The sequence below is a fragment of the Bradyrhizobium sp. Unk1 genome (assembly GCF_059512345.1).
In genome coordinates this window covers 24,198-44,451 of the sequence record NZ_JCAMOP010000040.1, presented here as the reverse complement: position 1 = coordinate 44,451, position 20,254 = coordinate 24,198, and the positions used below count along the sequence as shown (strand labels likewise).

The 20,254-nt window shown below is 62.4% G+C and carries 21 protein-coding genes and 1 pseudogene; 12 read left to right on the top strand and 10 right to left on the bottom strand.

Annotation, left to right across the window (positions count from 1 at the left end; all coding sequences use genetic code 11):
* Positions 1 to 170 precede the first annotated feature (170 nt).
* The 3 genes from AC5ZFO_RS36885 to AC5ZFO_RS36875 form a co-directional block, all read right to left on the bottom strand.
* Positions 171 to 380: a cold-shock protein gene (locus AC5ZFO_RS36885; RefSeq protein WP_008141931.1), complete on the bottom strand. Its 210-nt coding sequence runs from the start codon at positions 378 to 380 to the stop codon at positions 171 to 173.
* 266 nt (positions 381 to 646) lie between these two features.
* The gene (locus tag AC5ZFO_RS36880; protein ID WP_282522166.1) at positions 647 to 979 is read right to left on the bottom strand and encodes a DHCW motif cupin fold protein; all 333 of its coding nucleotides are present in this window, start codon (positions 977 to 979) and stop codon (positions 647 to 649) included.
* A gap of 255 nt (positions 980 to 1,234) precedes the next feature.
* Positions 1,235 to 1,603, bottom strand: a complete 369-nt coding sequence (locus AC5ZFO_RS36875; RefSeq protein ID WP_282522167.1) for a nuclear transport factor 2 family protein — start codon at positions 1,601 to 1,603, stop codon at positions 1,235 to 1,237.
* A 149-nt stretch (positions 1,604 to 1,752) separates the two neighbouring features.
* Here AC5ZFO_RS36875 and guaA point away from each other — a divergent pair, with 149 nt between their 5' ends.
* A complete protein-coding gene (guaA, locus tag AC5ZFO_RS36870; protein WP_282522168.1) occupies positions 1,753 to 3,351 on the top strand; it encodes a glutamine-hydrolyzing GMP synthase in 1,599 nt (532 codons plus the stop codon).
* 291 nt (positions 3,352 to 3,642) lie between these two features.
* A complete protein-coding gene (locus AC5ZFO_RS36865) occupies positions 3,643 to 4,899 on the top strand; it encodes a tyrosine-type recombinase/integrase (protein WP_496123394.1) in 1,257 nt (418 codons plus the stop codon).
* Here AC5ZFO_RS36865 and AC5ZFO_RS36860 read toward each other — a convergent pair.
* A complete protein-coding gene (locus tag AC5ZFO_RS36860) occupies positions 4,853 to 5,149 on the bottom strand; it encodes a helix-turn-helix transcriptional regulator (RefSeq protein WP_496123393.1) in 297 nt (98 codons plus the stop codon). The two genes, AC5ZFO_RS36865 and AC5ZFO_RS36860, sit on opposite strands and share 47 nt — an antisense overlap.
* A 300-nt stretch (positions 5,150 to 5,449) precedes the next feature.
* On the opposite strand from AC5ZFO_RS36860, the gene AC5ZFO_RS36855 reads away from it, so the two are divergent.
* From AC5ZFO_RS36855 to AC5ZFO_RS36845, 3 genes are all read left to right on the top strand, one after another.
* A complete protein-coding gene (locus AC5ZFO_RS36855; RefSeq protein ID WP_496123392.1) occupies positions 5,450 to 6,061 on the top strand; it encodes an HAD family hydrolase in 612 nt (203 codons plus the stop codon).
* Positions 6,062 to 6,128: 67 nt separating this feature from the next.
* Complete coding sequence (locus AC5ZFO_RS36850; RefSeq protein ID WP_496123391.1) at positions 6,129 to 6,632, top strand: NUDIX hydrolase; 504 nt, start codon at positions 6,129 to 6,131, stop codon at positions 6,630 to 6,632.
* Positions 6,629 to 7,093 carry a metallophosphoesterase family protein gene (locus tag AC5ZFO_RS36845; RefSeq protein WP_496123390.1) on the top strand — a complete coding sequence of 155 codons (465 nt, stop codon included), beginning with the start codon at positions 6,629 to 6,631 and terminating at the stop codon, positions 7,091 to 7,093. Before AC5ZFO_RS36850 ends, AC5ZFO_RS36845 begins: the two co-directional genes overlap by 4 nt.
* 80 nt (positions 7,094 to 7,173) lie before the next feature.
* On the opposite strand, the gene ligD is transcribed toward AC5ZFO_RS36845, so the two are convergent.
* Positions 7,174 to 8,121, bottom strand: coding sequence for a non-homologous end-joining DNA ligase (ligD, locus tag AC5ZFO_RS36840; protein ID WP_496123389.1), 948 nt, complete (start codon positions 8,119 to 8,121; stop codon positions 7,174 to 7,176).
* A gap of 244 nt (positions 8,122 to 8,365) precedes the next feature.
* Between ligD and AC5ZFO_RS36835 the strand changes: the two genes are divergently transcribed.
* Complete coding sequence (locus AC5ZFO_RS36835; protein WP_496123388.1) at positions 8,366 to 8,554, top strand: DUF3606 domain-containing protein; 189 nt, start codon at positions 8,366 to 8,368, stop codon at positions 8,552 to 8,554.
* Positions 8,555 to 8,579: 25 nt separating this feature from the next.
* Here AC5ZFO_RS36835 and AC5ZFO_RS36830 read toward each other — a convergent pair whose 3' ends face one another.
* Both AC5ZFO_RS36830 and AC5ZFO_RS36825 read right to left on the bottom strand, forming a co-directional pair.
* Entirely contained in the window at positions 8,580 to 8,858 is a 279-nt protein-coding gene (locus AC5ZFO_RS36830) for a hypothetical protein (RefSeq protein ID WP_496123387.1), read from the bottom strand.
* Between the two features lie 381 nt (positions 8,859 to 9,239).
* Positions 9,240 to 9,488, bottom strand: a complete 249-nt coding sequence (locus tag AC5ZFO_RS36825; protein WP_496123386.1) for a hypothetical protein — start codon at positions 9,486 to 9,488, stop codon at positions 9,240 to 9,242.
* Between the two features lie 753 nt (positions 9,489 to 10,241).
* Between AC5ZFO_RS36825 and AC5ZFO_RS36820 the strand changes: the two genes are divergently transcribed.
* The 5 genes and pseudogenes from AC5ZFO_RS36820 to AC5ZFO_RS36800 form a co-directional block, all read left to right on the top strand.
* Positions 10,242 to 13,679, top strand: a complete 3,438-nt coding sequence (locus AC5ZFO_RS36820; RefSeq protein WP_496123385.1) for a strawberry notch-like NTP hydrolase domain-containing protein — start codon at positions 10,242 to 10,244, stop codon at positions 13,677 to 13,679.
* Positions 13,679 to 14,740 (top strand): DUF7146 domain-containing protein, encoded by a 1,062-nt coding sequence (locus AC5ZFO_RS36815; RefSeq protein ID WP_496123384.1) that lies wholly within the window; start codon positions 13,679 to 13,681, stop codon positions 14,738 to 14,740. Before AC5ZFO_RS36820 ends, AC5ZFO_RS36815 begins: the two co-directional genes overlap by 1 nt.
* A gap of 337 nt (positions 14,741 to 15,077) precedes the next feature.
* Positions 15,078 to 16,001 (top strand): DUF2493 domain-containing protein, encoded by a 924-nt coding sequence (locus AC5ZFO_RS36810; RefSeq protein ID WP_496123407.1) that lies wholly within the window; start codon positions 15,078 to 15,080, stop codon positions 15,999 to 16,001.
* 177 nt (positions 16,002 to 16,178) lie between these two features.
* Complete coding sequence (locus AC5ZFO_RS36805; protein WP_496123383.1) at positions 16,179 to 16,661, top strand: hypothetical protein; 483 nt, start codon at positions 16,179 to 16,181, stop codon at positions 16,659 to 16,661.
* Between the two features lie 231 nt (positions 16,662 to 16,892).
* Positions 16,893 to 17,056 (top strand): annotated as a pseudogene (locus tag AC5ZFO_RS36800) (3'-5' exonuclease); the annotation flags it as partial.
* A 124-nt stretch (positions 17,057 to 17,180) separates the two neighbouring features.
* On the opposite strand, the gene AC5ZFO_RS36795 reads toward AC5ZFO_RS36800, so the two are convergent.
* Together AC5ZFO_RS36795 and AC5ZFO_RS36790 are read right to left on the bottom strand one after the other, a co-directional pair.
* Positions 17,181 to 17,927 carry an isocitrate lyase/PEP mutase family protein gene (locus AC5ZFO_RS36795; protein ID WP_496123382.1) on the bottom strand — a complete coding sequence of 249 codons (747 nt, stop codon included), beginning with the start codon at positions 17,925 to 17,927 and terminating at the stop codon, positions 17,181 to 17,183.
* A gap of 30 nt (positions 17,928 to 17,957) precedes the next feature.
* The gene (locus tag AC5ZFO_RS36790) at positions 17,958 to 19,157 is read right to left on the bottom strand and encodes an MFS transporter (protein WP_496123381.1); all 1,200 of its coding nucleotides are present in this window, start codon (positions 19,155 to 19,157) and stop codon (positions 17,958 to 17,960) included.
* Between the two features lie 272 nt (positions 19,158 to 19,429).
* On the opposite strand from AC5ZFO_RS36790, the gene AC5ZFO_RS36785 reads away from it, so the two are divergent.
* Entirely contained in the window at positions 19,430 to 19,930 is a 501-nt protein-coding gene (locus AC5ZFO_RS36785; RefSeq protein ID WP_165435450.1) for a TetR/AcrR family transcriptional regulator, read from the top strand.
* Positions 19,931 to 20,011: 81 nt separating this feature from the next.
* Here AC5ZFO_RS36785 and AC5ZFO_RS36780 read toward each other — a convergent pair whose 3' ends face one another.
* Positions 20,012 to 20,242 (bottom strand): hypothetical protein, encoded by a 231-nt coding sequence (locus tag AC5ZFO_RS36780; protein ID WP_496123380.1) that lies wholly within the window; start codon positions 20,240 to 20,242, stop codon positions 20,012 to 20,014.
* Positions 20,243 to 20,254: the final 12 nt, after the last annotated feature.

Genomic DNA, 20,254 nt, shown 5'->3' with positions numbered 1-20,254 from the left:
ACGCCCAGAGATGGTGGGCACGGCGCGCGAAGAGCGCGCCTTTGCCCACCCTACGGCACCGGTGCGCCGCGCCGCAGTTCCCAAAACAAAAGCCCCGCGAACCGAAGCTCGCGGGGCTTTCTAACTCGACGTTCTGCCGGTACGTCCGTGGTCAGAACGGTGCGTGGGCGTTAGCCGACGCGGAGATTGTCAGCCGACGACTTGCCGCTGCGGCGGTCGGCGACGATGTCGAACGAGACCTTCTGACCCTCGTTGAGGGAGGAGAGGCCAGCGCGCTCGACGGCGCTGATGTGAACGAACACGTCCTTCTGGCCGTCATCCGGCTGGATGAAACCATAACCCTTTTGGGTGTTGAACCACTTCACGGTGCCCATAGCCATGGGAATTTCCTTTAGTTAGTTAAAAGAGGATACGCACGTGGACCGGTACGCAAAATTGCGCCCATGATCCTGTTCAGTCGATGTTTGGAGAAGTCATCTGAAGCGTGCGCGCCCGTCTGAAACGAAGCGAAGCGGCCCAGTCGTTCGGCCAAGTATCGATGATCACAATATAGCGAGAATTTGGGGCTACTTCAAGGCACTACCCGTGGCCCGGCATGTCGCGCGACTTTGCTATTTTGCGGTGCAAACAGGGGCCGCCGCGCGCTTCAGTCCACGATGAAAAGCGTCGCCCCCGTGGCCGTCGAGGACCGATGCGCGGCGTCGCCGAAGTCCGAGACCTGGTAGCTCATCCCCGCCGTAAGCTTGAACTTGCGCCCGTCGCGCAGCTCCGAGTCGAGCTCGCCCTCGAGCACGTAGAGCACGTGGCCGCGGTCGCACCAATGGTCGGCGAGGTAGCCCGGCGAATACTCGAGCATCCGCACCCGGAGCTCGCCGATATTGAGCGTCCGCCACCTGGCCTGCCCGGTCTCGCCGGGATGGGTGGTGGCCTCGACCTTGCTCCAGTCGGTGACGGTGAAGGGGGAGGCGGGGAGTTTCATGGGGAATCCTATGTCAGAGCCGCAGCGTCGTTGTTAGCGCACGCTCGTCCGGCAGTCTCCGTCATTGCGAGCGATACTCGGTGTCATCGCCCGACTTGATCGGGCGATCCAGTATTCCAGAGGCCGTGCCGTGATACGGAGAAGCCGCGGCGTACTGGATTCCCCGCCTTCGCGGGGAATGACAGCTGTGGACGGGGCGGCACCGTCTGCACACGCTAAGCGCGCGGCGGCGACGGCAAATGCGCGCAAGCGTCACTACACCAAATGGTTCGCCGAACCCTGCACGATCAGCCCCGCATCATTCACCCGCAGATACTCGCAGATCCGCTTGCCCCGCTCGTTCGCGTAAAACACCACGACGCTATCAGGGCTGACGAACAGGTCGATCAGCGCGAAATGCAGCTCCGGCAGCAGGGGGAGCGCCTTGCCCCAATACGCCCGCAACGCGTCCTTGCCGCGCACGGTGCCGCTGGCATCGATCCCCATCGCGGGGATGCGGTCCGAGGTCATCACGGTGTCCTCGGCATAGAGCGTGAGCACGCGCTCGAGATCGCGCGCGTTCCAGGCCTCGACCCAGGTCCGGCCGAGCGCGGCAAGCGTTGATGGCTGATGGTGCTGTGACATGGCGTTCTCCCTGATCGGCCCCTGTTCGCCGGGGCGAGCAAATTAGGTCAATAATACTGACCTATATCCATTTGTCCATGCCCAAAGAAGAATGTGGGCGCGCGCATCGCGCGGTTGCGGGCAGGGGCACGGTCGCGTATTTGCTGGCCATGACAGCAGCACAGAACGACCGCTCCGCGTCGACGCCCTCGGTGGCCTCGGCGCACGACAAGATTCTCATCGTCGACTTCGGCAGCCAGGTGACGCAGCTGATCGCGCGTCGCGTGCGCGAGGACGGCGTCTATTGCGAGATCGTCCCGTTCAACAAGGCCGAAGCGGCCTTCAAGGAGATGAAGCCGAAAGCGGTAATCCTCTCCGGCGGGCCTGAGTCGGTGCATGAAGCCGGCTCGCCCCGCGCCCCGCAATTGATCTTCGCCTCCGGCGTGCCGGTGCTCGGCATCTGCTACGGCCAGATGACCATGGCGGAGCAGCTCGGCGGCACCGTCGAGGGCGGCCATCACCGCGAATTCGGCCGCGCCGATGTCGAAGTCAAGGCGCCGAGCAAGCTGTTCGAGGACGTCTGGTCGCCGGGCGGCAAGAACCAAGTCTGGATGAGCCATGGCGATCGCATCACAAAAATGCCGCCGGGCTTCTCGGTCGCCGGCACCTCGCCGAACGCGCCGTTCGCGATCATCCAGGACGAGACCCGCAAGTACTACGGCCTGATGTTCCACCCCGAAGTGGTGCACACGCCCGATGGCGCAAAACTGATCCGCAATTTCGTGCGCAAGATCGCCGGCCTCTCCGGCGACTGGACCATGCGCGCCTTCCGCGAGGAGGAGATCGCGAAGATCCGCGCCCAGGTCGGCAAGGGCAAGGTGCTCTGCGGCCTCTCCGGCGGCGTCGATTCCGCGGTCGCGGCCGTCTTGATTCACGAAGCCATCGGCGACCAGCTCACCTGCGTGTTCGTCGATCACGGCATGCTGCGCCTCGACGAGGCCAAGACCGTGGTCGACCTGTTCCGCCACCACTACAACATCCCGCTCGTGCACGTGGATGCGTCCAAGCAATTCTTGGGCGAGCTCGAAGGCGTCACCGACCCCGAGACCAAGCGCAAGACCATCGGCCGCCTCTTCATCGAGGTGTTCGAGGCGGAAGCGAAGAAGATCGGCGGCGCCGACTTCCTGGCGCAAGGCACGCTCTATCCCGATGTGATCGAGAGTGTCTCCTTCACCGGCGGCCCCTCGGTGACGATCAAGTCGCACCACAATGTCGGCGGTCTGCCCGAGCGCATGAACATGAAGCTCGTCGAGCCCCTGCGCGAGCTGTTCAAGGACGAGGTGCGCAAGCTCGGTCGCGAGCTCGGCCTGCCCGAAATCTTCGTCGGCCGCCACCCATTCCCGGGCCCCGGCCTCGCCATCCGCTGCCCCGGCGACATCACCCGCGACAAGCTCGACATCCTGCGCAAGGCCGATGCCGTCTACATCGACCAGATCCGCAAGCACGGCCTCTACGACGACATCTGGCAGGCCTTCGCCGTGCTGCTCCCCGTGAAGACCGTCGGCGTGATGGGCGACGGCCGCACGTACGATTATGTGGTTGGCCTCCGCGCCGTCACCTCCACCGACGGCATGACCGCGGACTTCTACCAGTTCGACATGAAATTCCTGGGCGAGACCGCGACACGCATCATCAACGAGGTGAAGGGCGTGAACCGGGTGGTGTACGACGTGACGAGCAAGCCGCCTGGGACGATTGAGTGGGAATAATTCGGGCCCGTCCGCGACTATCCCGCAGTATCCAATTGCACGACTTAACAGACTGATTTTACGACTTAATTCTTCATCTACGTTCGATATCTATCGGTACGCAGAAATCTGGCCGGACGGAGCGCCTGACGGCATCACCGTCCATTGAAATAACCGATCCTAATCCATACCGTCATGCGCGATGCTGCGTCTGACGGTATTTTTCTTTGTCCAAGTACCTGTAAAACAAAGAGATCTCCGGTCAAACGCGGCTCAAAAGTGGCTGACGGTATTTACCTGGAGGGTAAGCTCTTGCTGACCGACGCTGCGCTTAAGGCTCTGAGACCAAAGGAAAAATCGTACAAGGTCACCGACCGTGACGGCATGTACGTGGTCGTATCGCGCGCCGGGACGCTGTCGTTCCGGCTCGACTACCGTCTGCATGGTCGACGCGAGACGGTGGTTCTTGGCAAGTATGGCCCGACCGGCCTGTCGCTCGCACGCGCTCGCGAGAAGTGCATCGATGCGAGGCGCGCAGTAGGCGAGGGGCGGTCACCCGCTATCGAGAAGCAGCGCGAGAAACGGCGTCTCCTTGAAGCCAGGAGTTTCGGCGAACTCGGAGAGAAGTGGCTCGTCGCGGCACCGATGGCCGATAGCACTCGGGCAATGCGGCGATCGATCTTCGAACGGGAACTGCTTCCAGTTTGGCGCAAGCGCCTTTTGAATGAGATCGCACCTGGCGACCTCCGCGCCCATTGCGCTGCCATCGTGGAGCGCGGCGCCCCCGCAACGGCAATCCACGTCAGAGATATTGTGAAACAGATCTATGGATTTGCGATCCTGCATGGCGAGAAGATCGCAAATCCAGCCGACGAGGTCGGACCGGCGTCGATCGCAAGCTTTGTCCCGAGAGACCGCTCACTTTCACCGACCGAAATTCGCATCATGCTCAAACAGCTGGAGCGTATCGCGACATTGCCCACCATCAGGCTGGGGTTACGTCTGTATCTGCTCACGATGGTGCGCAAGAGTGAACTGCTCGATGCCACATGGGATGAAGTCGATTTCGAGAATGCCGTCTGGACGATTCCCAAGGAGCGCATGAAGCGTTCGAAGGCGCATAACGTGTATCTCTCGAGTCAGGTGCTCGATATCTTCATAGCGTTGAAAACTTGTGCAGGAAATTCAAAGTATGTCCTGCCGTCGCGCTATGACGCCGACGCTCCAATGTCACGGGCGACGTTTAACCGAGTCACATACTCGGTCGTTGAGCAGGCAAGCAAGGAAGGGCTTCCGCTGCAGGCGTTCACGGTTCATGACCTGCGGAGGACCGCGTCAACTCTTCTGAACGAGCTCGGGTTCAACAGCGACTGGATTGAAAAGTGCCTCGCGCACGAGGACGGACGGTCATCGAGGGGAGTCTATAACAAGGCCGAATACGAGGTGCAGCGTCGTCACATGATGCAGGAGTGGTCCAACATCGTTGATGCCTGGGTTGGTGGCCAGAAATACATCCCTGTCCTCATTCCCCCTTCAATGCCGCTCCTGCAGCTCGACCCGGCCCTTTGACCGGCCGGGTTCGTCGCTGCCTCACATCAGGATGAGGCGCACGAACAGGAGGTGTCGATCTGCGCGCAGCCAGCCATGCTTCGACCTCCGCCAAGTCCCACACGATACACCGGGGCGATAGCGCGAACCGCCGCGGAAAGTCGCCGCGCTGCTCCATCTCATAGATGGTGCTGTCGGCGAGCGGGACCATCTCGCGAAGCTGATCTCGCCGGATGGTGCGCTTGATGGGGGCGGGTTGCCGATGGGCCATGCCGTTGTCCTGCAGCGATTGAAACCAATAGATCCCGTCCGACTAGGCTTGCTTTGGCCTCTCGGCAACGACGGAGCCGGCAGGTCGTACAAAAAGAAGCCTTGGGCGGTGCTTCCTGATATGCAGCGAGCTTCCTTCTGTTCGGGCGCCTCGCTTCAGTCGGCCCATTGAGCGACCGATTGGCTGAAGGTTTGCCCCGAACCAACGCTTTCAAAGGCGGCAGCTGGGGGACGGGAGCTTTCGGCCATAAGCACGCAGCCAGGCACGCCGAAAGAGATCGCTGCCCCATACCAGCCTAGGATGCTGCTACACGCGCTGGCATGGCAGGAAGCTTTGCTCGAGTTTGGCCACGACGTGAGTTTCGAACGTGTTCGAAGCCAGATCGGTAAAGGCGGAGACAAGCTCATTCCCGTCTTTCTGTCCGTCGATGAACAACGGGACCACGGCAAGGAACTGGAGCAGTGGCGTGGCAAGCGTTTCAAGTCGGAATATCTGCCGCTTGTGCGTCCCTTCTCGGCGGTCCCGAACCTGCGACGCGTTCTCGACGCCGGAGTTCGAATCGCGGTTGCTTCCTCGGCAAAGAAGGATGAGGTCGACAAGTATCTCGACATCGCTCGCGTCGTCGATCTCGTGGATATCACAACTTCTTCCGACGACGTCGATGAATCAAAACCGGCGCCCGACATCTTCAATGTCGTTCTCAAGAAGCTCAAGATCGATGGCGCCGACGCCGTCGCGATCGGTGATACACCGTATGATGCGGAAGCGGCTGGCAAGGCGGGAGTTCGCACGGTCGGTGTGCTCTGCGGAGGCTTCACGGAATACGAATTGAGGAAAGCCGGGTGCGCCGAGGTGTATCCGGGGCCCGCTGCATTACTGGCCTGCTTCGAACGATCTTTGCTGTGCAATTAGCCGGTCGTCGCGCCGCAGTGCTCCTCGCCCGCTCATCTTCTCGTTTGCTCTGCAAAATAGGAGCGATATGGCTGCGGTGAAAAAGATTTCCAGGAGATCGGCATCGAGCGCGGGGATTCTCGCATACCGCAAGGGCGCTCGTGGGCTCGAGGTTCTGCTCGTTCATCCCGGCGGTCCGTTCTGGCGTAAGAAGGATGATGGCGCCTGGTCCATTCTTAAGGGCGAAATCGATGCCAATGATCCTCCGGAGAACGTTGCGCGACGCGAGTTTGCCGAAGAACTCGGCCCGAGCGCTTCGATTGGTCCACTCCAGCCGCTGGGGGAAGTCCGACAGCGAGGAGGGAAGCGCGTCATCGCATTCGCCGGCGAGGGCCACTTTGACCCGGGAACGCTGACCAGCAATACCTTCGATATCGACTGGCCGCCCCGAAGCGGTCGACGGCAGAGTTTTCCCGAAGTCGACCGCGCGGAATGGTTTGATATTGGGCTCGCGCGGACCAAGATGCTGTCCGCTCAAGTAGAGTTTCTCGATCGTCTTTTGGCGATCGCGGTTGAGAGCGCCGGGAAATGACGTTCATGATTGGAATCATTTCAGACACGCACGGCCTGTTGAGGCCGGAGGCGGAACGAGGCCTGGCGGGCGTCGATCACATCATCCATGCCGGCGACATCGGGCGCCCCGAGATCGTCGACGCGCTTCGCCGGATCGCGCCTGTCACGGCCATCCGTGGAAACGTGGACAATGGTGAATGGGCTCGCGAGTACCCCGACACGAAACTCGTATGCTTGGCGGGAAAGTCGATCTACGTTCTGCATGACCTGAATTCGCTGCAGGCTGATCCCGGCGCCGGCATCGACGTCATCGTCTCCGGGCATTCCCACGTGCCGAAGATCGACACGGTCGGTGGCGTTCTCTATCTGAATCCCGGCAGCGCGGGACCCCGGCGTTTCAAGCTGCCGATCACGCTTGCGACGCTCGAACTCACGCCTGACGGCATGCGACCGGAAATCCACCACCTTGGAAACGACTGAGTGCCCACACCACCGCGTAGGGCCGGAGGAGGCGAGTGCGTCAATCCTTCCGTTTGCCCGGTTACGCCCGAAGGGAAGCGCTATTTGCGCGGACGTTCTCGCTCACGCACGACGTCCTTAGCCCGCTTGTCGGACCTGAGCCCAAGGTAGACGGGCTGGCGCAGTTCGCCCTTACTTGTCCACTCCGCAAATTTGACCTCGGCGACCAACGAGGGCTTGACCCAGGTCGTGGCGGCCTCGTCCTTCACTTTGCCAGGGAAGGGTGATTTCGGGGTCTTCAGCTTCACGAGCTTGGCGTGGAGGTCTTCCAGGACCTTGTGGCTGAAACCAGTGCCGACATGTCCGATGTAGCGCCATGCGTCGTCTTCCCGCACGGCGAGGACCAGGGCGCCGAAGAATGGTCTTGTACGCCTCGGCGCCGTGAAGCCCGCGATGACCACTTCCTGCCGCTTTGCTGTCTTGATCTTCAGCCAATCCGGCGTCCGCCTTCCGGAAGCATACGCGCTGTCGGCGCGCTTCGCCATGATGCCCTCCAGACCCTTCCGCTCGGCCTCGGCGAAGAATTTCGTGCCGTTCGCTTTGCGGTGACGGCTGAAGGCGATCAGCCGGTGGCTCGGCAGGATCGCTTTGAGCCGCTCCTTGCGTTCGAGAAGAGGCTGCTTGCGCAAATCAATTGCGTTCTGAAACATGAGATCGAAGGCGCAATACAGGAGCTTGGCTTCATGACGCAGCGCGTTCTGAAGCAGCTGGAAATGCGAGACACCGTCCTTTCCGATCGCGACGAGCTCGCCGTCGATCACGGCGTCGCCCTCCACGCCCTCCAGCGCTTTGGCGACGTCGATATAGCTGCGGCTGATGATCTTGCCATTGCGGCTGTAAAGCGAAACCTTGCCCCGCCGGATTTCTGCGATCATCCGGAAGCCATCGTATTTATCCTCGAAAACCCAGTCGGGGTCGTCGAACGGCGCGTCGGTGAGCGTAGCCAGCATCGGCTGTAAGCGCTTGGGCAGGGTCGACGTCCGGCTCATTCAAGGGCCAATCCTTCCGTGCGTGTTGCGTAATGCAGGGACGGCACCTTATCGCTCGAGGTGGCCAGGGCCGGTTCGATGAAGCCGGGGAGAAGCGCCTTGACGCCGATAGCTGCCGGCCTTTAACGCTGAAACGCCACTGAAGAACTCCACGCTACAGCCGATTCAAATTGGCACAGTTCGAATCGTTCCGGAACCTGCGAATCCCTGTCGCGTTGCTTGGATGTCACAACAGGAGGCACCGATGGCGGTAGCGAAGAAGAGCAAGACGGCGCGCGGACGAAAACAGGACCGGGCTCGGGTGGCTGGCGGGCAGGACTACGAAGTGCAGTACGAGGCGAAGAAGACAGGAAAGTCGGCGCCATCGGTGAAAAAGGCCGTCAAAAAGGTGGGCAACGCGCGCAAGCGGGTAGAGAAACGGCTAGGCCGCTGAGTTGGAGACAGGTTGGCGTAGATGCTTAGTGCCGGTCTTCCTCGTCAGGGGGGCATTCTGGGCAGGTGTCACCAATCGAGTTCAGCACGTCGCGAACCGCGGCCGCCGCTACATCAGGGGAGACGTCTGCTGGCGGATCTCGACGGGCGATATCCAAGGCCCGCTCCCGTGCATGCGGATCGGCGCGGTCCTGCATCCAACCATGTTCCTCGCACTCGCGGATGGCGCCGGCTTCGTTCAGCACGTTGATCGCCCAACCACGCAGGGTGTGGATCGCCGGCTGTCTCTGCTTGGTCATCAGCATTGAAAGGTTCTCCCACGCTGAGACGAATCGTTTAGTCCCGCAGACGTTCCCCATCGCTAACACACGACTGGGATTCCGGATCGTGGGATCTCGTGGTTTTTCGAAGGCCGAATTTTCCGCCCGGCCAGGTGCTAGGGGGCAAGAACGAACCGAAGAAGCTTTTTTCCGATACTTCAGGCGTCCGAGCTCAGGTGGTTGCTCCTTGCTCCGTTTTGCGCGTGCGGCTGTCGCCGCACCGGGCTCTCGTGAACCGAGCCGCACCGCGTCTCGGCCATGCGGCTTCGATCCCTCGCGCACGAGCAGATCACGCCCCTCGCGGGGGCAGAAACGAAAAACCGGACCTTTATGCAGCAGCCACCTGCACAAGGGTCCGGCCTTATCTTAGCGTGCCGCGATACCGAACGGCTGCAAAGGACGCTTCATATCCTTTGGGAGGTCTCGCTTTTCATCCGGGTTGCTACCCGGAGGCGGCAATATATCAGTAGCCGATACGACTACTTCTTTTTCTTTGAAGTCTTCTTTGCCACCTTCTTGGTAGCTGCCTTCGCGGTCTTCTTTGCCTTCTTCGCTTTCTTGGCCATGTCGTCCTCTGTAAGAATTGGCTCTAGTGAACATGCCCACGCCGTGCATGGACACGCGCACGAGTGAGACGATATCACAAAAGCAAAATTGATACCAAGGAGACGTGAATCCGCATTGAGTCGCTCGCCGGAGGCACTCGCCCTCGAGCCCGCCGTCATTGCAGGCCGGTGTCGCTATCACTGCCCGTCGGGTCGGGTGCCTTCTCAACCGGTCTCTCGACTGCACTCGGTCCCGGGTCCCGCCGCTGCGCGTCGGCGCTATGCTGACCCTCCTGCGGGTGCTTCATTCGCCGCGTCCGCGAGTGGCTTTCGCTTTCGCTCCGCCCACAGGCCTCTCTTCCATAATTGCGAGACTCCTGTGAAAATGCCGGGCGGTTCTCGTATCATTGCCTGCATCACGTTCGCTCAGGTTTTGGCGCGTGCGGCCAGGGCCGCACCGGGCTCTCGTGAACCGAGCCGCGCAGCGTCTCGGCCTTGCGGCTTCGATCCCTTGCGCTAGAGCTTTGGTGCCCCTCGCCGGGGGCACTCGGGAAAGGGGCTCGCCTGCGGCGATCGCTATCACTGCCCCGTTCCCGGGTGCCGCTATTGAACCGGTCTCGTCGCTGCACTCGGACCCGCGTGCCCCTTCGGGTCGCTATGCTCACGCTCTCCGGGTGCCATTTTCCGTTGAGGCGATGCGCCGCTGGCGCACGCCGGTGTCAGATTGCGAAGAGGCTGAGAGGAGTAAGAGTGCAGGCTGGATTTTCCGTGACGGGTTACAAGCTGCGAGAGAGGCTCGCGGTGCCCGTCGCGGAGACCCGCGATGTCAAACCCTAACGCTTGCGCGCGCGCCGGCAAGGACCGAGCGAACATCTATACCGAAATCACCGACAAGATCATCGCAGAACTAGAGGCCGGCCGTATCCCTTGGGTGCAGCCATGGGGAACGGCGGCGATCAAGGCGCCGCTCGCCATGCCGCGCAATGCTTCGACGCTGCGCGGTTATTCGGGAATTAACGTGCTGATTTTATGGGGTGCCATTATCGAATGCGGCTTCTCTAGCCAGAGCTGGCTGACCTTTCGTCAGGCGCTCGGGCTCGGCGGCCATGTCAGGAAGGGAGAGAGAGGTACCACCGTCGTCTACGCGGATCGCTTCATTCCCCAGGACGAGCGTCGACGTACCGCAGAGACCGGGGAGGAGCCGGGCACGATCCCGTTTCTCAATCCACCGAAGCCATCCTATCGTCCGCGCCTGCCGGCCAACCTCGTGACGGATAGCATCCTGTCCGACGCCCAGCTCGAGAGCATTATCTATGCCGGTGAGGCGCATTCCGAGTTTCTCGCAGGCTCCTGGACGATCGATGCGACCTTTGATGTCGTGGTGGCCGCGCGCGACGGCGCAGAGAATGCCGTCCGCTTTCGCCGTGGCTGGTTTTTGGGAGATGGCACCGGCGCAGGTAAAGGGCGGCAGGTCGCTGGGATCCTGCTCGACAACTGGCTCAAGGGCCGCCGCCGTGCGGTCTGGATCAGCAAGTCCGACAAGCTGATCGAGGATGCGCAGCGCGATTGGTCCGCGCTCGGCATGGAGCGACTGCTTGTTACGCCGCTATCGCGGTTTCGGCAGGGCACACCGATACGGCTTGCGGAAGGCATCCTATTTACCACCTACGCCACGCTACGGACCGACGAGCGTGGCGAAAAGCTTTCGCGCGTCGGGCAGATCGTCGAATGGTTGGGCTCCGACTTCGACGGAGTGATCGTCTTCGACGAGAGCCACGCAATGCAGAATGCGGTCGGGGGCAAGGGCGAGCGCGGTGACCGGGCGGCCTCTCAGCAGGGGCGCGCGGGCCTGAGGCTCCAGCACGCTTTGCCGAATGCCCGCGTAGTTTATGTATCGGCGACGGGCGCCACCACGGTCCAAAACCTCGCCTATGCCCAGCGCCTCGGCCTTTGGGGCGGCGCTGACTTCCCGTTCGCTACACGCGCCGAGTTCGTCGAAGCAATCGAGGAGGGGGGCGTTGCAGCCATGGAGGTGCTGGCGCGTGACCTCAAGGCGCTCGGCCTCTACGCGGCACGCTCTTTGTCTTACGAGGGCGTCGAGTATGACCTCGTTGAGCACCAGCTTACGCTGGAGCAGGTTCGCATCTACGATGCCTATGCCGGTGCGTTCAGCGTCATCCATAACAACCTCGATGCGGCGATGCGAGCCGCCAACATCACCGGCGCGACGGGAACGCTGAACGGCCAAGCCAAGTCTGCGGCACGATCCGCCTTCGAGAGCGCCAAGCAGCGCTTCTTTGGGCATCTCCTGACATCGATGAAGACGCCGTCGCTGATCCGATCGATCGAGAAAGATCTTGAGGCTGGACACGCCGCTGTCATCCAGATCGTGTCGACGGGAGAAGCACTGATGGGGCGCCGGCTCGCCGAGATCCCGACTGAAGAGTGGGGCGACGTCCAGGTCGACATCACCCCGCGCGAGTATGTCCTCGACTATCTCGCCCACTCCTTTCCGGTCCAGCTCTACGAGCCCTTCACGGACTCGGAGGGCAACCTCTGCTCCCGGCCTGTCTATCGCGACGGCCAGCCGGTCGAGAGCCGGGAAGCCGTCGCACGACGCGACCGTCTCATCGAGAAGCTTGCATCACTACCGCCGGTACCTGGGGCACTGGATCAGGTCATCCAGCGCTTCGGCACCGAACTGGTCGCCGAGGTGACGGGCCGCTCGCGCCGCATCGTTCGCAAGGGCGACCGGCTGGTGGTGGAAAATCGAGCCGGTTCAGCCAACCTCGCCGAGACCTCGGCTTTCATGGACGACGTCAAGCGCATCCTCGTGTTCTCCGACGCCGGGGGCACGGGGAGGAGCTACCATGCCGAACTGTCGGCCCGGAATCGCCGTTTGCGGGTCCACTACCTGCTCGAGCCCGGCTGGAAGGCCGATGCCGCGATCCAGGGTCTCGGCCGCACAAACCGCACCAATCAAGCGCAGCCACCGTTGTTTCGTCCCATCGCAACTGATGTGAAGGCCGAAAAGCGCTTTCTCAGCACCATTGCACGCCGGCTCGATACGTTGGGAGCCATTACCCGTGGCCAGCGCCAGACCGGAGGGCAGGGGCTTTTCCGGCCAGAGGACAACCTCGAAAGCCAGTACGGGCGTGACGCGTTGCGTCAACTCTACACGTTGCTCGCGCGAGGCAAGGTCGACGGCTGCTCGCTTGGGAGGTTCGAGGATGCAACCGGTCTGAAGCTCACGGATGCCAATGGGCTCAGGGATGACCTGCCGCCGATTACGACCTTTCTGAACAGGTTATTGGCGCTCACCATCGACCTGGAGAATGTGCTGTTCACCGCCTTCGAGCAGCTCTTGACCGCTCGGATCGAAGGCGCGGTTGCATCCGGCACCTACGACGTGGGGCTGGAAACCCTCCGCGCCGAGAGCTTTGTCGTCACCGACCGGCGGACGATCTATGACCATCCGGGGACCGGCGCCGAGACCCGGCTGCTCACGGTCGCCCAGCGCCAGCGCAATCATCCGGTGAGTCTGGATGACGCTCTTGCTCGTCTTTCCGATAGTCAGGCCGTCCTGCTCGTCAATGAGCGCTCGGGACGAGCCGCCGTCCAGGTTCCTGCCGCGAGCGTCATGCTCGGCGACGGCGAGATCGAGCGGCGCGTCCGTCTGATCCGGCCGATGGATCAGCACACGGTCTCCTTGACCGCCATGGCCGAAAGCCATTGGGTCGAAGCGGATCGTGAACGCTTTGCCTCGACCTGGCTGGCGGAGCTTGCCGAGGTGCCCGAGTTCACGGAAAGCACGATCCACGTCGTGGCGGGCTTACTGCTACCGATCTGGAAACGGCTACCGAACGAATCGACCCGCGTCTATCGGCTCCAGACCGATGCGGGCGAACGCATCATCGGACGCAGGGTCTCTGCTGTCTGGGTCGCAAGCGTCCTTGCGGCGGACGCGCCTTCGCTGACGCCGGATGCTGGCTTTGCCGCACTGGTGGAAGGACGGACCGTCCTCGAGCTCGCGGAGGGGCTCCAACTTCGCCGTGTCCGGGTGATGGGCGCCTACCGCATCGAATTGTCGGGATTCAACGACACGATGCGCGATCGTCTCCGCACCTACGGCCTCTTTAGGGAGATCATCTCCTGGAAGCTGCGCATGTTCGTACCCACGGACGCGAGCGGCATCAACGTCCTGTCGAGGGTGCTCGACACCTATCCGGTTACGGGTGTCAGTGAGCGGGAGGCCGCGTGATGTCCGGCGATGTCTCCGAGCTGGCACGCCGCCTCGCGCGCGAGGCCGAGGCGGTGTGCCGACACTATCTCCCCAATGGTAAGCGGGCGGGGCGGTACTGGGTTGTTGGCGACGTCCACAACACCCCGGGCCGCTCGTTGTTTGTGCGGCTCCAGGAATCGTCGAAGGGCCCCGCCGGCAAATGGACCGATGCGGCGACCGGGGAGCATGGCGATCTCCTCGACATCATCCGCGAAAGCCTTGCCTTGCGAGATTTCCGCGAGGTCGCCGGGGAGGCGAGGCGCTTTCTGAAGCTGCCTCGTTCTGAGGAGCAATCACTCCTGAGACCCGTTCGTCCAGTCGTGCCGGCCGGATCGCAAGAAGCCGCCCGTCGACTTTTTGCGATATCCGGTCCGATCGAAGGGACGTTGGCGGAAACGTATTTGCAACGTCGGGGAATAAGCCAAATCCACCATGGTGGTAGCCTGCGCTTCCACCCACGTTGCTACTACCGACCGGACGAGCATTCGTCGACCGAAACCTGGCCGGCGATGATAGGCTCTGTCACTGACCTCGAGGGACGGATCACGGGCGTGCATCGCACCTGGCTAGATCCACACCGCTTTGATCGCGTGCGGCTCGGCAAGGCCCCGATCGACACGCCACGACGGGCCATGGGCGACCTGCTTGGTAACGCCATTCGCTTCGGCGTGGTGGACGACGTGCTCGCTGCGGGCGAGGGGATCGAGACCATGCTGTCACTGCGTTATGTACTGCCGACTTTGCCCATGACCGCTGCTCTCTCGGCCAATCACCTCTCAGCCATGTTGCTGCCGTCTGGCCTACGTCGACTCTATATCGCCCGTGACGCAGATGCCGCCGGAGATGCCGTACAGGCGATTCTCACCCGGCGCGCGGAAGACGCCGGCATCGAAGCGATCGCGTTGTCGCCTCGGCTGGGCGACTTCAACGAAGATCTGCACATCTTCGGCCTCCAAGCCCTCCGAGCAGCGTTGCTACCGCAACTCGTACCGGAGGACGTCGTCCGTTTCCTGCATTCGTCGATAGCAACCGCGGAATAGCCCCGGCAATTCGATGGGCGTCGACAGGTCAGTCGCGGTGCGGCCAATGCCGGAAGAGGACGCGACCACGGCCTTCTAGAGGGCGATCGGACGGCAAGCGGCTCGGGCCGGCAATGGCTGCGTCCGGCTATTTTCCGCCGCGCGCCGACGATGAGAAGACATATTGGTCACGTTATCGGCGCGCTTTGCATCGCGAAGCAAAATAGCCGGCCTCCGCCATCCTCCGCTGCGCTTCGGCCCTCCGCTCTGCTCCGGGTTCTGGCCCGTTCCGCCTGCCGTCTGAGTGATCGCCACGAAGGCCGCGATGGTCGCGGCCGACCGGCAAAGGATCGCCTCCATGACCGACCACGATGACATCGAATCGCCGCATGCCGCATCTCCGAGCGAACACGTTCTTACCGAATTGCAGCTCTTCGGCTACCGCCCTTTCGACGACCAGCCCGATCCACGGCCGCTTCCCAAGGGCAGGATCATTACCGGTGCCGTCGCTGACATCTTCGATGCCCTGGTCGCCACGTTGAGCGACACGCGGCTCGAGCCGGACCTCGACGATCTGCTCTGGTCGACTGTCAACCTGTTCCATCGTGCCGTCGACCGCATCGGTCGCCAACTCGACGACAACGAACAGGCGCAACAGAAGAGTCAGCGCGAGCAGGACGGCTCCGAAGTTCGATCCGTCGAACTCGAACGCATCACGGCGGAAGGCATCACGCTGGTTGAGCGCCGCAACTGCCTGGAGCTCTTCCGTGATCAGGCCATAGAGCGCTTCGAGACCCACACCGGCTCATTCTGGCGCCCCCGATCAGGATCGCTGGTGAACCATCGTACGCTGACCGCAGCGATGATCGACTCGCGCGACTTCATCGCGGCCAAGCGCCGCGCCGAGACTGAGGTCATGCTGCCCGTTGGCCCGAAGATCGCGCTTACCGGCGGGCTCGACTTCAACGACCACAACCTCATCTGGGATCGTCTCGACAAGGTTCTTACCAAGCATCCCGACATGGTCCTGCTCCATGGCGGCTCCCCGAAGGGTGCCGAACTGATCGCCTCAAAATGGGCAACCACCCGCAAGGTGCCACAGATCGCTTTCAAGCCGGACTGGACGAAGCATGCCAAGGCAGCGCCGTTCAAGCGCAACGACGCCATGCTCGAACTCCTCCCGATCGGCGTCATGCACTTCCCGGGCACGGGAATCCAGGAAAACCTCGCCGACAAGGCGAAGCGGCTCGGCATTCCCGTTTGGAGGTTCGGCGGCGCGTGAGCGCCGTCTTCTCGCCTCCAACCATCAGAGCCGGGTTGCGCCGCAACTCCGCCCCGTTTTGAATTTAGGTCTGAAGTTGCGCCGTGGTGGTGGTGGAAGGCGCGACTGCAAAATCTATGCACATGGAGCCACCACCATGCTCGCACTGGGCTCGTCCTCAACATACTCGGCATCGGCTTGTTCTGCTGGGCGATCTTCGCGCTCGCTGTGTATGCCCTGCCGTTCTTCGTCGCACTGAGTATCGGGATGGCGGCGTTTCAGAGTGGCGCCGGCTTCATTGGCGCGCTGCTTATCGCAACGGCTGGCGGTGCGCTGACGCTTGTCCTCGGTCAGGTCGCCGTCGCTATTACCCGGTCCTTGGCCTTGCGCATTGCGATCGCGACGGTATTCGCTGTTCCCGCCGCCGTCGCCGGCTATCATGTGGTGTTCGCCGTGTCCCAGATCGAGGTGTCTTCGCTGGCTTGGCGCGAGGTCTTCGCTTGCCTTGGCGCGGTTTGCATTGGCGTCACGTCATGGACGCGCTTGACCGTATTGGCGGAGACCCGCCCGTGCGAGCCCGGTGTGGTGGTGGAGAATCCCTCCCTCTCCGCCATAATAAAACGGCTTCGAGAAAGCTCCGTAAAATCAGGCCTTACTGCGCGCCAGAGATCTCTGGTGTAGCCCCTGGGTGCAGCCCCAAGGTCGAGCTACCCTGCCATGGCGGGCAGCAAGTTTCAATGCGGAAGCGGAGCAGGCAGCGGGCTGGTGACGCCGGCCCACACCGATCCCCATGGTCGCATTCTTGAGTTTGTCCGACCGGCATGGTCGCGGAGATTTCTCACTTCCTAGTTCGTTTGCCACCGTTCGCCTGCGTCGCGCCGAGGGGTGTAGCGTGCCTTCTTTCGCCCATGATACCGCTGGTCCGACGGCACGGAGGGTCGCCCGAAAAGCTGGTACATCGACCTCTGCGAGACCGCTCTCGACGACGAGATCGCGTTCCTGAGGGCGGAAATCTACCTGAGGGACGCCGCCCGGCGGCGCAGACGCTGACGGCGTTCACGCGGTTCTCGAACCGGATCTGGTACTTCGGCCGCGGCGTCGACACGTCGTTCGATGGTCGAAGGCGGCAGATCCGAGATGACGTAGCCGTCCCGGATCGCGACCATAGGCCTCGAGGTTCGCTCGCTGCGGCGGGCCGCGTTAAGACAGGGCTTTCGTCGCCTTCTCCCGAAGGGTGCTCATGGATTCGGCGTAAGGAAGCGCGCCGTAGCTCACACGCGCGACGCCAAGTTTCGCGAGCTCATCGTTCGACGGCACGCCCTCCATCACCATAACGTTGACCGGAATCGGCGTCTCGGCGGCGATCCGGCGGATTTGTTCGGACGCCCTCACGCCCGGAACGAAAAACCCCGACGCTCCGGCGTTCGCGTAGGCTTTCCCACGCTTCAAGGCCTCTTCGACATTGTCTCCGTTTCCGAGATAGACGTCGGTACGCGCGTTGATGAAGAGCGGAATGCCCTTACGATCTGCCGCAACGCGGATAGCCGAGATGCGGCTGGCCTGGCGATCGACGCCGTAAAGCCCCTTTCCTCTGATCACGCGGTCCTCGAAGTTGATCCCGACGATTCCGAGATCAAGAATTCTCTCGATGTTCGAGGCCAACGCGCCGTCGTCGTCGCTGTAGCCGCCCTCGAAGTCCATCGTGACCGGCTTCTCGACGGTCGCAGCGATCCGGGAGACGATCTGCTCCGCCACGGCGATGGGAAGGTCCTCGCCGTCCTTGAAGCCCTGGGCGGCCGCGACCGCCCAACTGCTGGTCGCTATCGCCTTAGCGCCGGCGTCCGCGATGGCCTTCGCGCTGCCAGCATCCCAGGCGTTGTACAAAATAATCGGTCGTCCCTTGACGTGAAGCTCGGCGAACACTTTCGCTTTCTCGATCTGGCTCATGGTTCGTATCCTGTCTGCGGTGGTTGCGGGTTATCGGGTGGCAAGGGCCGGCGCTTCGGCGCCCTCGGCTTTCCGGTCGGAAGATGCTCCCGCGGCGATCACGCGATGGGCGATCTCGGCCACGATCAGCGCGGCGAAGTAGAGGGCCATGCTGATCCATCCGATGCTCTGAGCTCCGATCAACGTCAGGCTGACGCCCCCGATGACACCCGCGGAGGCGACACCGACGTACGTAGCCGACGTATTGAGACCGAGCACGATCGGGACGGCCTTAGGCATGGTGGATACCAGGCGATGCTGCTGCGCTGCGAGTTGGCCCCAGCTCGTTGCGCCGTGGATCACAACCGCGACGACAGCCGTGGCCAGTGCGGCGCTCGTCCAGGACAGCGTCGCCGTGACGCCGATCAGCGCAATTGACATGACGACCAGGACTTTCCGCGTGCCGATCGTATCGACCAGCCGGCCTCCGACGAGGTTCATCACGGTGCCCGATACGCCCCACAGAACCAGCAGGAGGCCGAGGATCAGGGTATCGCCGTGCGTAACGCGTCCGAAGATGACGGCAAAATAGGTGTACAGCGCGAAATTACCCGCCTGGAAGAAGAACGTGGTCAGGAGCGTCAGCCCGATGCGGCGATCCGCGAACGGCGCGAGACGCTGCTTCAGCGAGATCGACGGGGGCGTCGGGATATCCTTGAGCGAGATCGCGATGCCGAGCGCGGCGACGACGCTGATGGCCGAGACGAACACCATCGTCCAGCGCCAGTCGGCAAGTCCGCCGATGAGCGTGCCGATGGGGGAGCCGAGCGCGGTTGAGAAGGTCAGCCCGGCGATCACGATGGAGAGCGCGAAGCCGCGCTTTTCCGGCGACACAAGGCTGGCTCCGGAGCCGGTGGCCGTCGGCGCGTAGATGGCGGCGCCGAGGCCCGCGAGTGCGCGGGCAACTAGGGCGAAGGCGAAGTTCGGCGCCCAGGCCGTGGCAAGGTTGGCAAGGATGAAGATACCGAGCCCGGAAAGCATCAGCTTCTTGCGCTCGACATGAGCGAAGACGGCTGCCGCGGTCGGCGATAGCAGCGCGTAGGCGATGGCGTAGACGGTGGTAAGCTGTCCGGCGGCGCCGACGCTCACCTGGAACGACTCCGAGATCTCGGGCAGCACGCCCGCGACTACGAAACTGTCGGTTCCGAGGGCGAACATGCCCAACGCTAGAATTGCAAGGCGGCGGTCCATGGCGAAGCTCCTTCAGCTCGATGTCCAGGTCAAAGGGGGGTCCATCGGACCATCTGCCCGTCTATCTGGTGATAGATAGATAGTTGCTAGGTCATCCTGCGGTCGACTGTCAACATCTATCTATCGATAGACGCATAATTAAATATCGCTCATTTCTGCCGCAGACGCCGTGGGTTGCGCCCGGCCGAGCCTTGCAATCCAGTCGCTGGCGGGCTATCTATCAAAAGATAGATAGAAGAGCGAGCCAGATGAGCGATATGAAGACTACGATTTTGGACGCCGCCGAGAAACGGATTCAGGCAGGCGGCTTCGGTGGCTTCAGCTTCCGGGAGATCGCCGAGGACGTTGGCATCAAGAGCTCGAGCGTCCATTACCACTTTCCCGCGAAGGAAGACCTCGCGGCCGAGGTCGTCCGCCGTTGGGCCGACCGCACATCCGGGAATATCGACAGGGAGTTCGCGAAGGACCCGAACGCGAAACGCGTCTGGGCCAAGGCGTTTCGCGGAACGGCGTTCTCCAAAGCCCACATGTGTCCGTGCACGATCCTCGGCGCGTCCTCGCAGGATCTGCCGAAGCCGGTCGTGGCCGAGGTGAAGCGGTTCTTCAAGATGTGCCAGGACAAGATGGTCGCTCAAGGCATGTCCATCGACGACGCCACTGAATTCCTGTCCACTATCATCGGCGCGCTGGTCGTGGCGAACGCGCTGCGCGACAGCGCGGAGTACGATCGGGCGACTGCGACGTTCCGGTTCGAGGAAAAGACCGCGGCCTGACCTCAATCGGTCCGATGATCGGCGTCCGATCATCGGACCTCGACGACGATGCATGCGAAACCTCCAGCGTGACGGGTCGGGTCATCGATATCGGCCGTAGCCAGGCCGCGTGATGCGGTCGGCGGCGATGGATTTCGCAGGCGTCGAGATCAACCAGTCGCCGCGCTTGAGGGTCACGAACTCCGTCAAGATCAGAAGCGGGGTCACCGGATTGATGCCGAGCATCGGGAGCTGGTTGACCCCGCCATCCGGAAGCCGCCGAAGCCACGTTGCCTCCCGCATCGGGATCAACAGGCCTGGCGATAAGAACACCGCCAAGCCTCG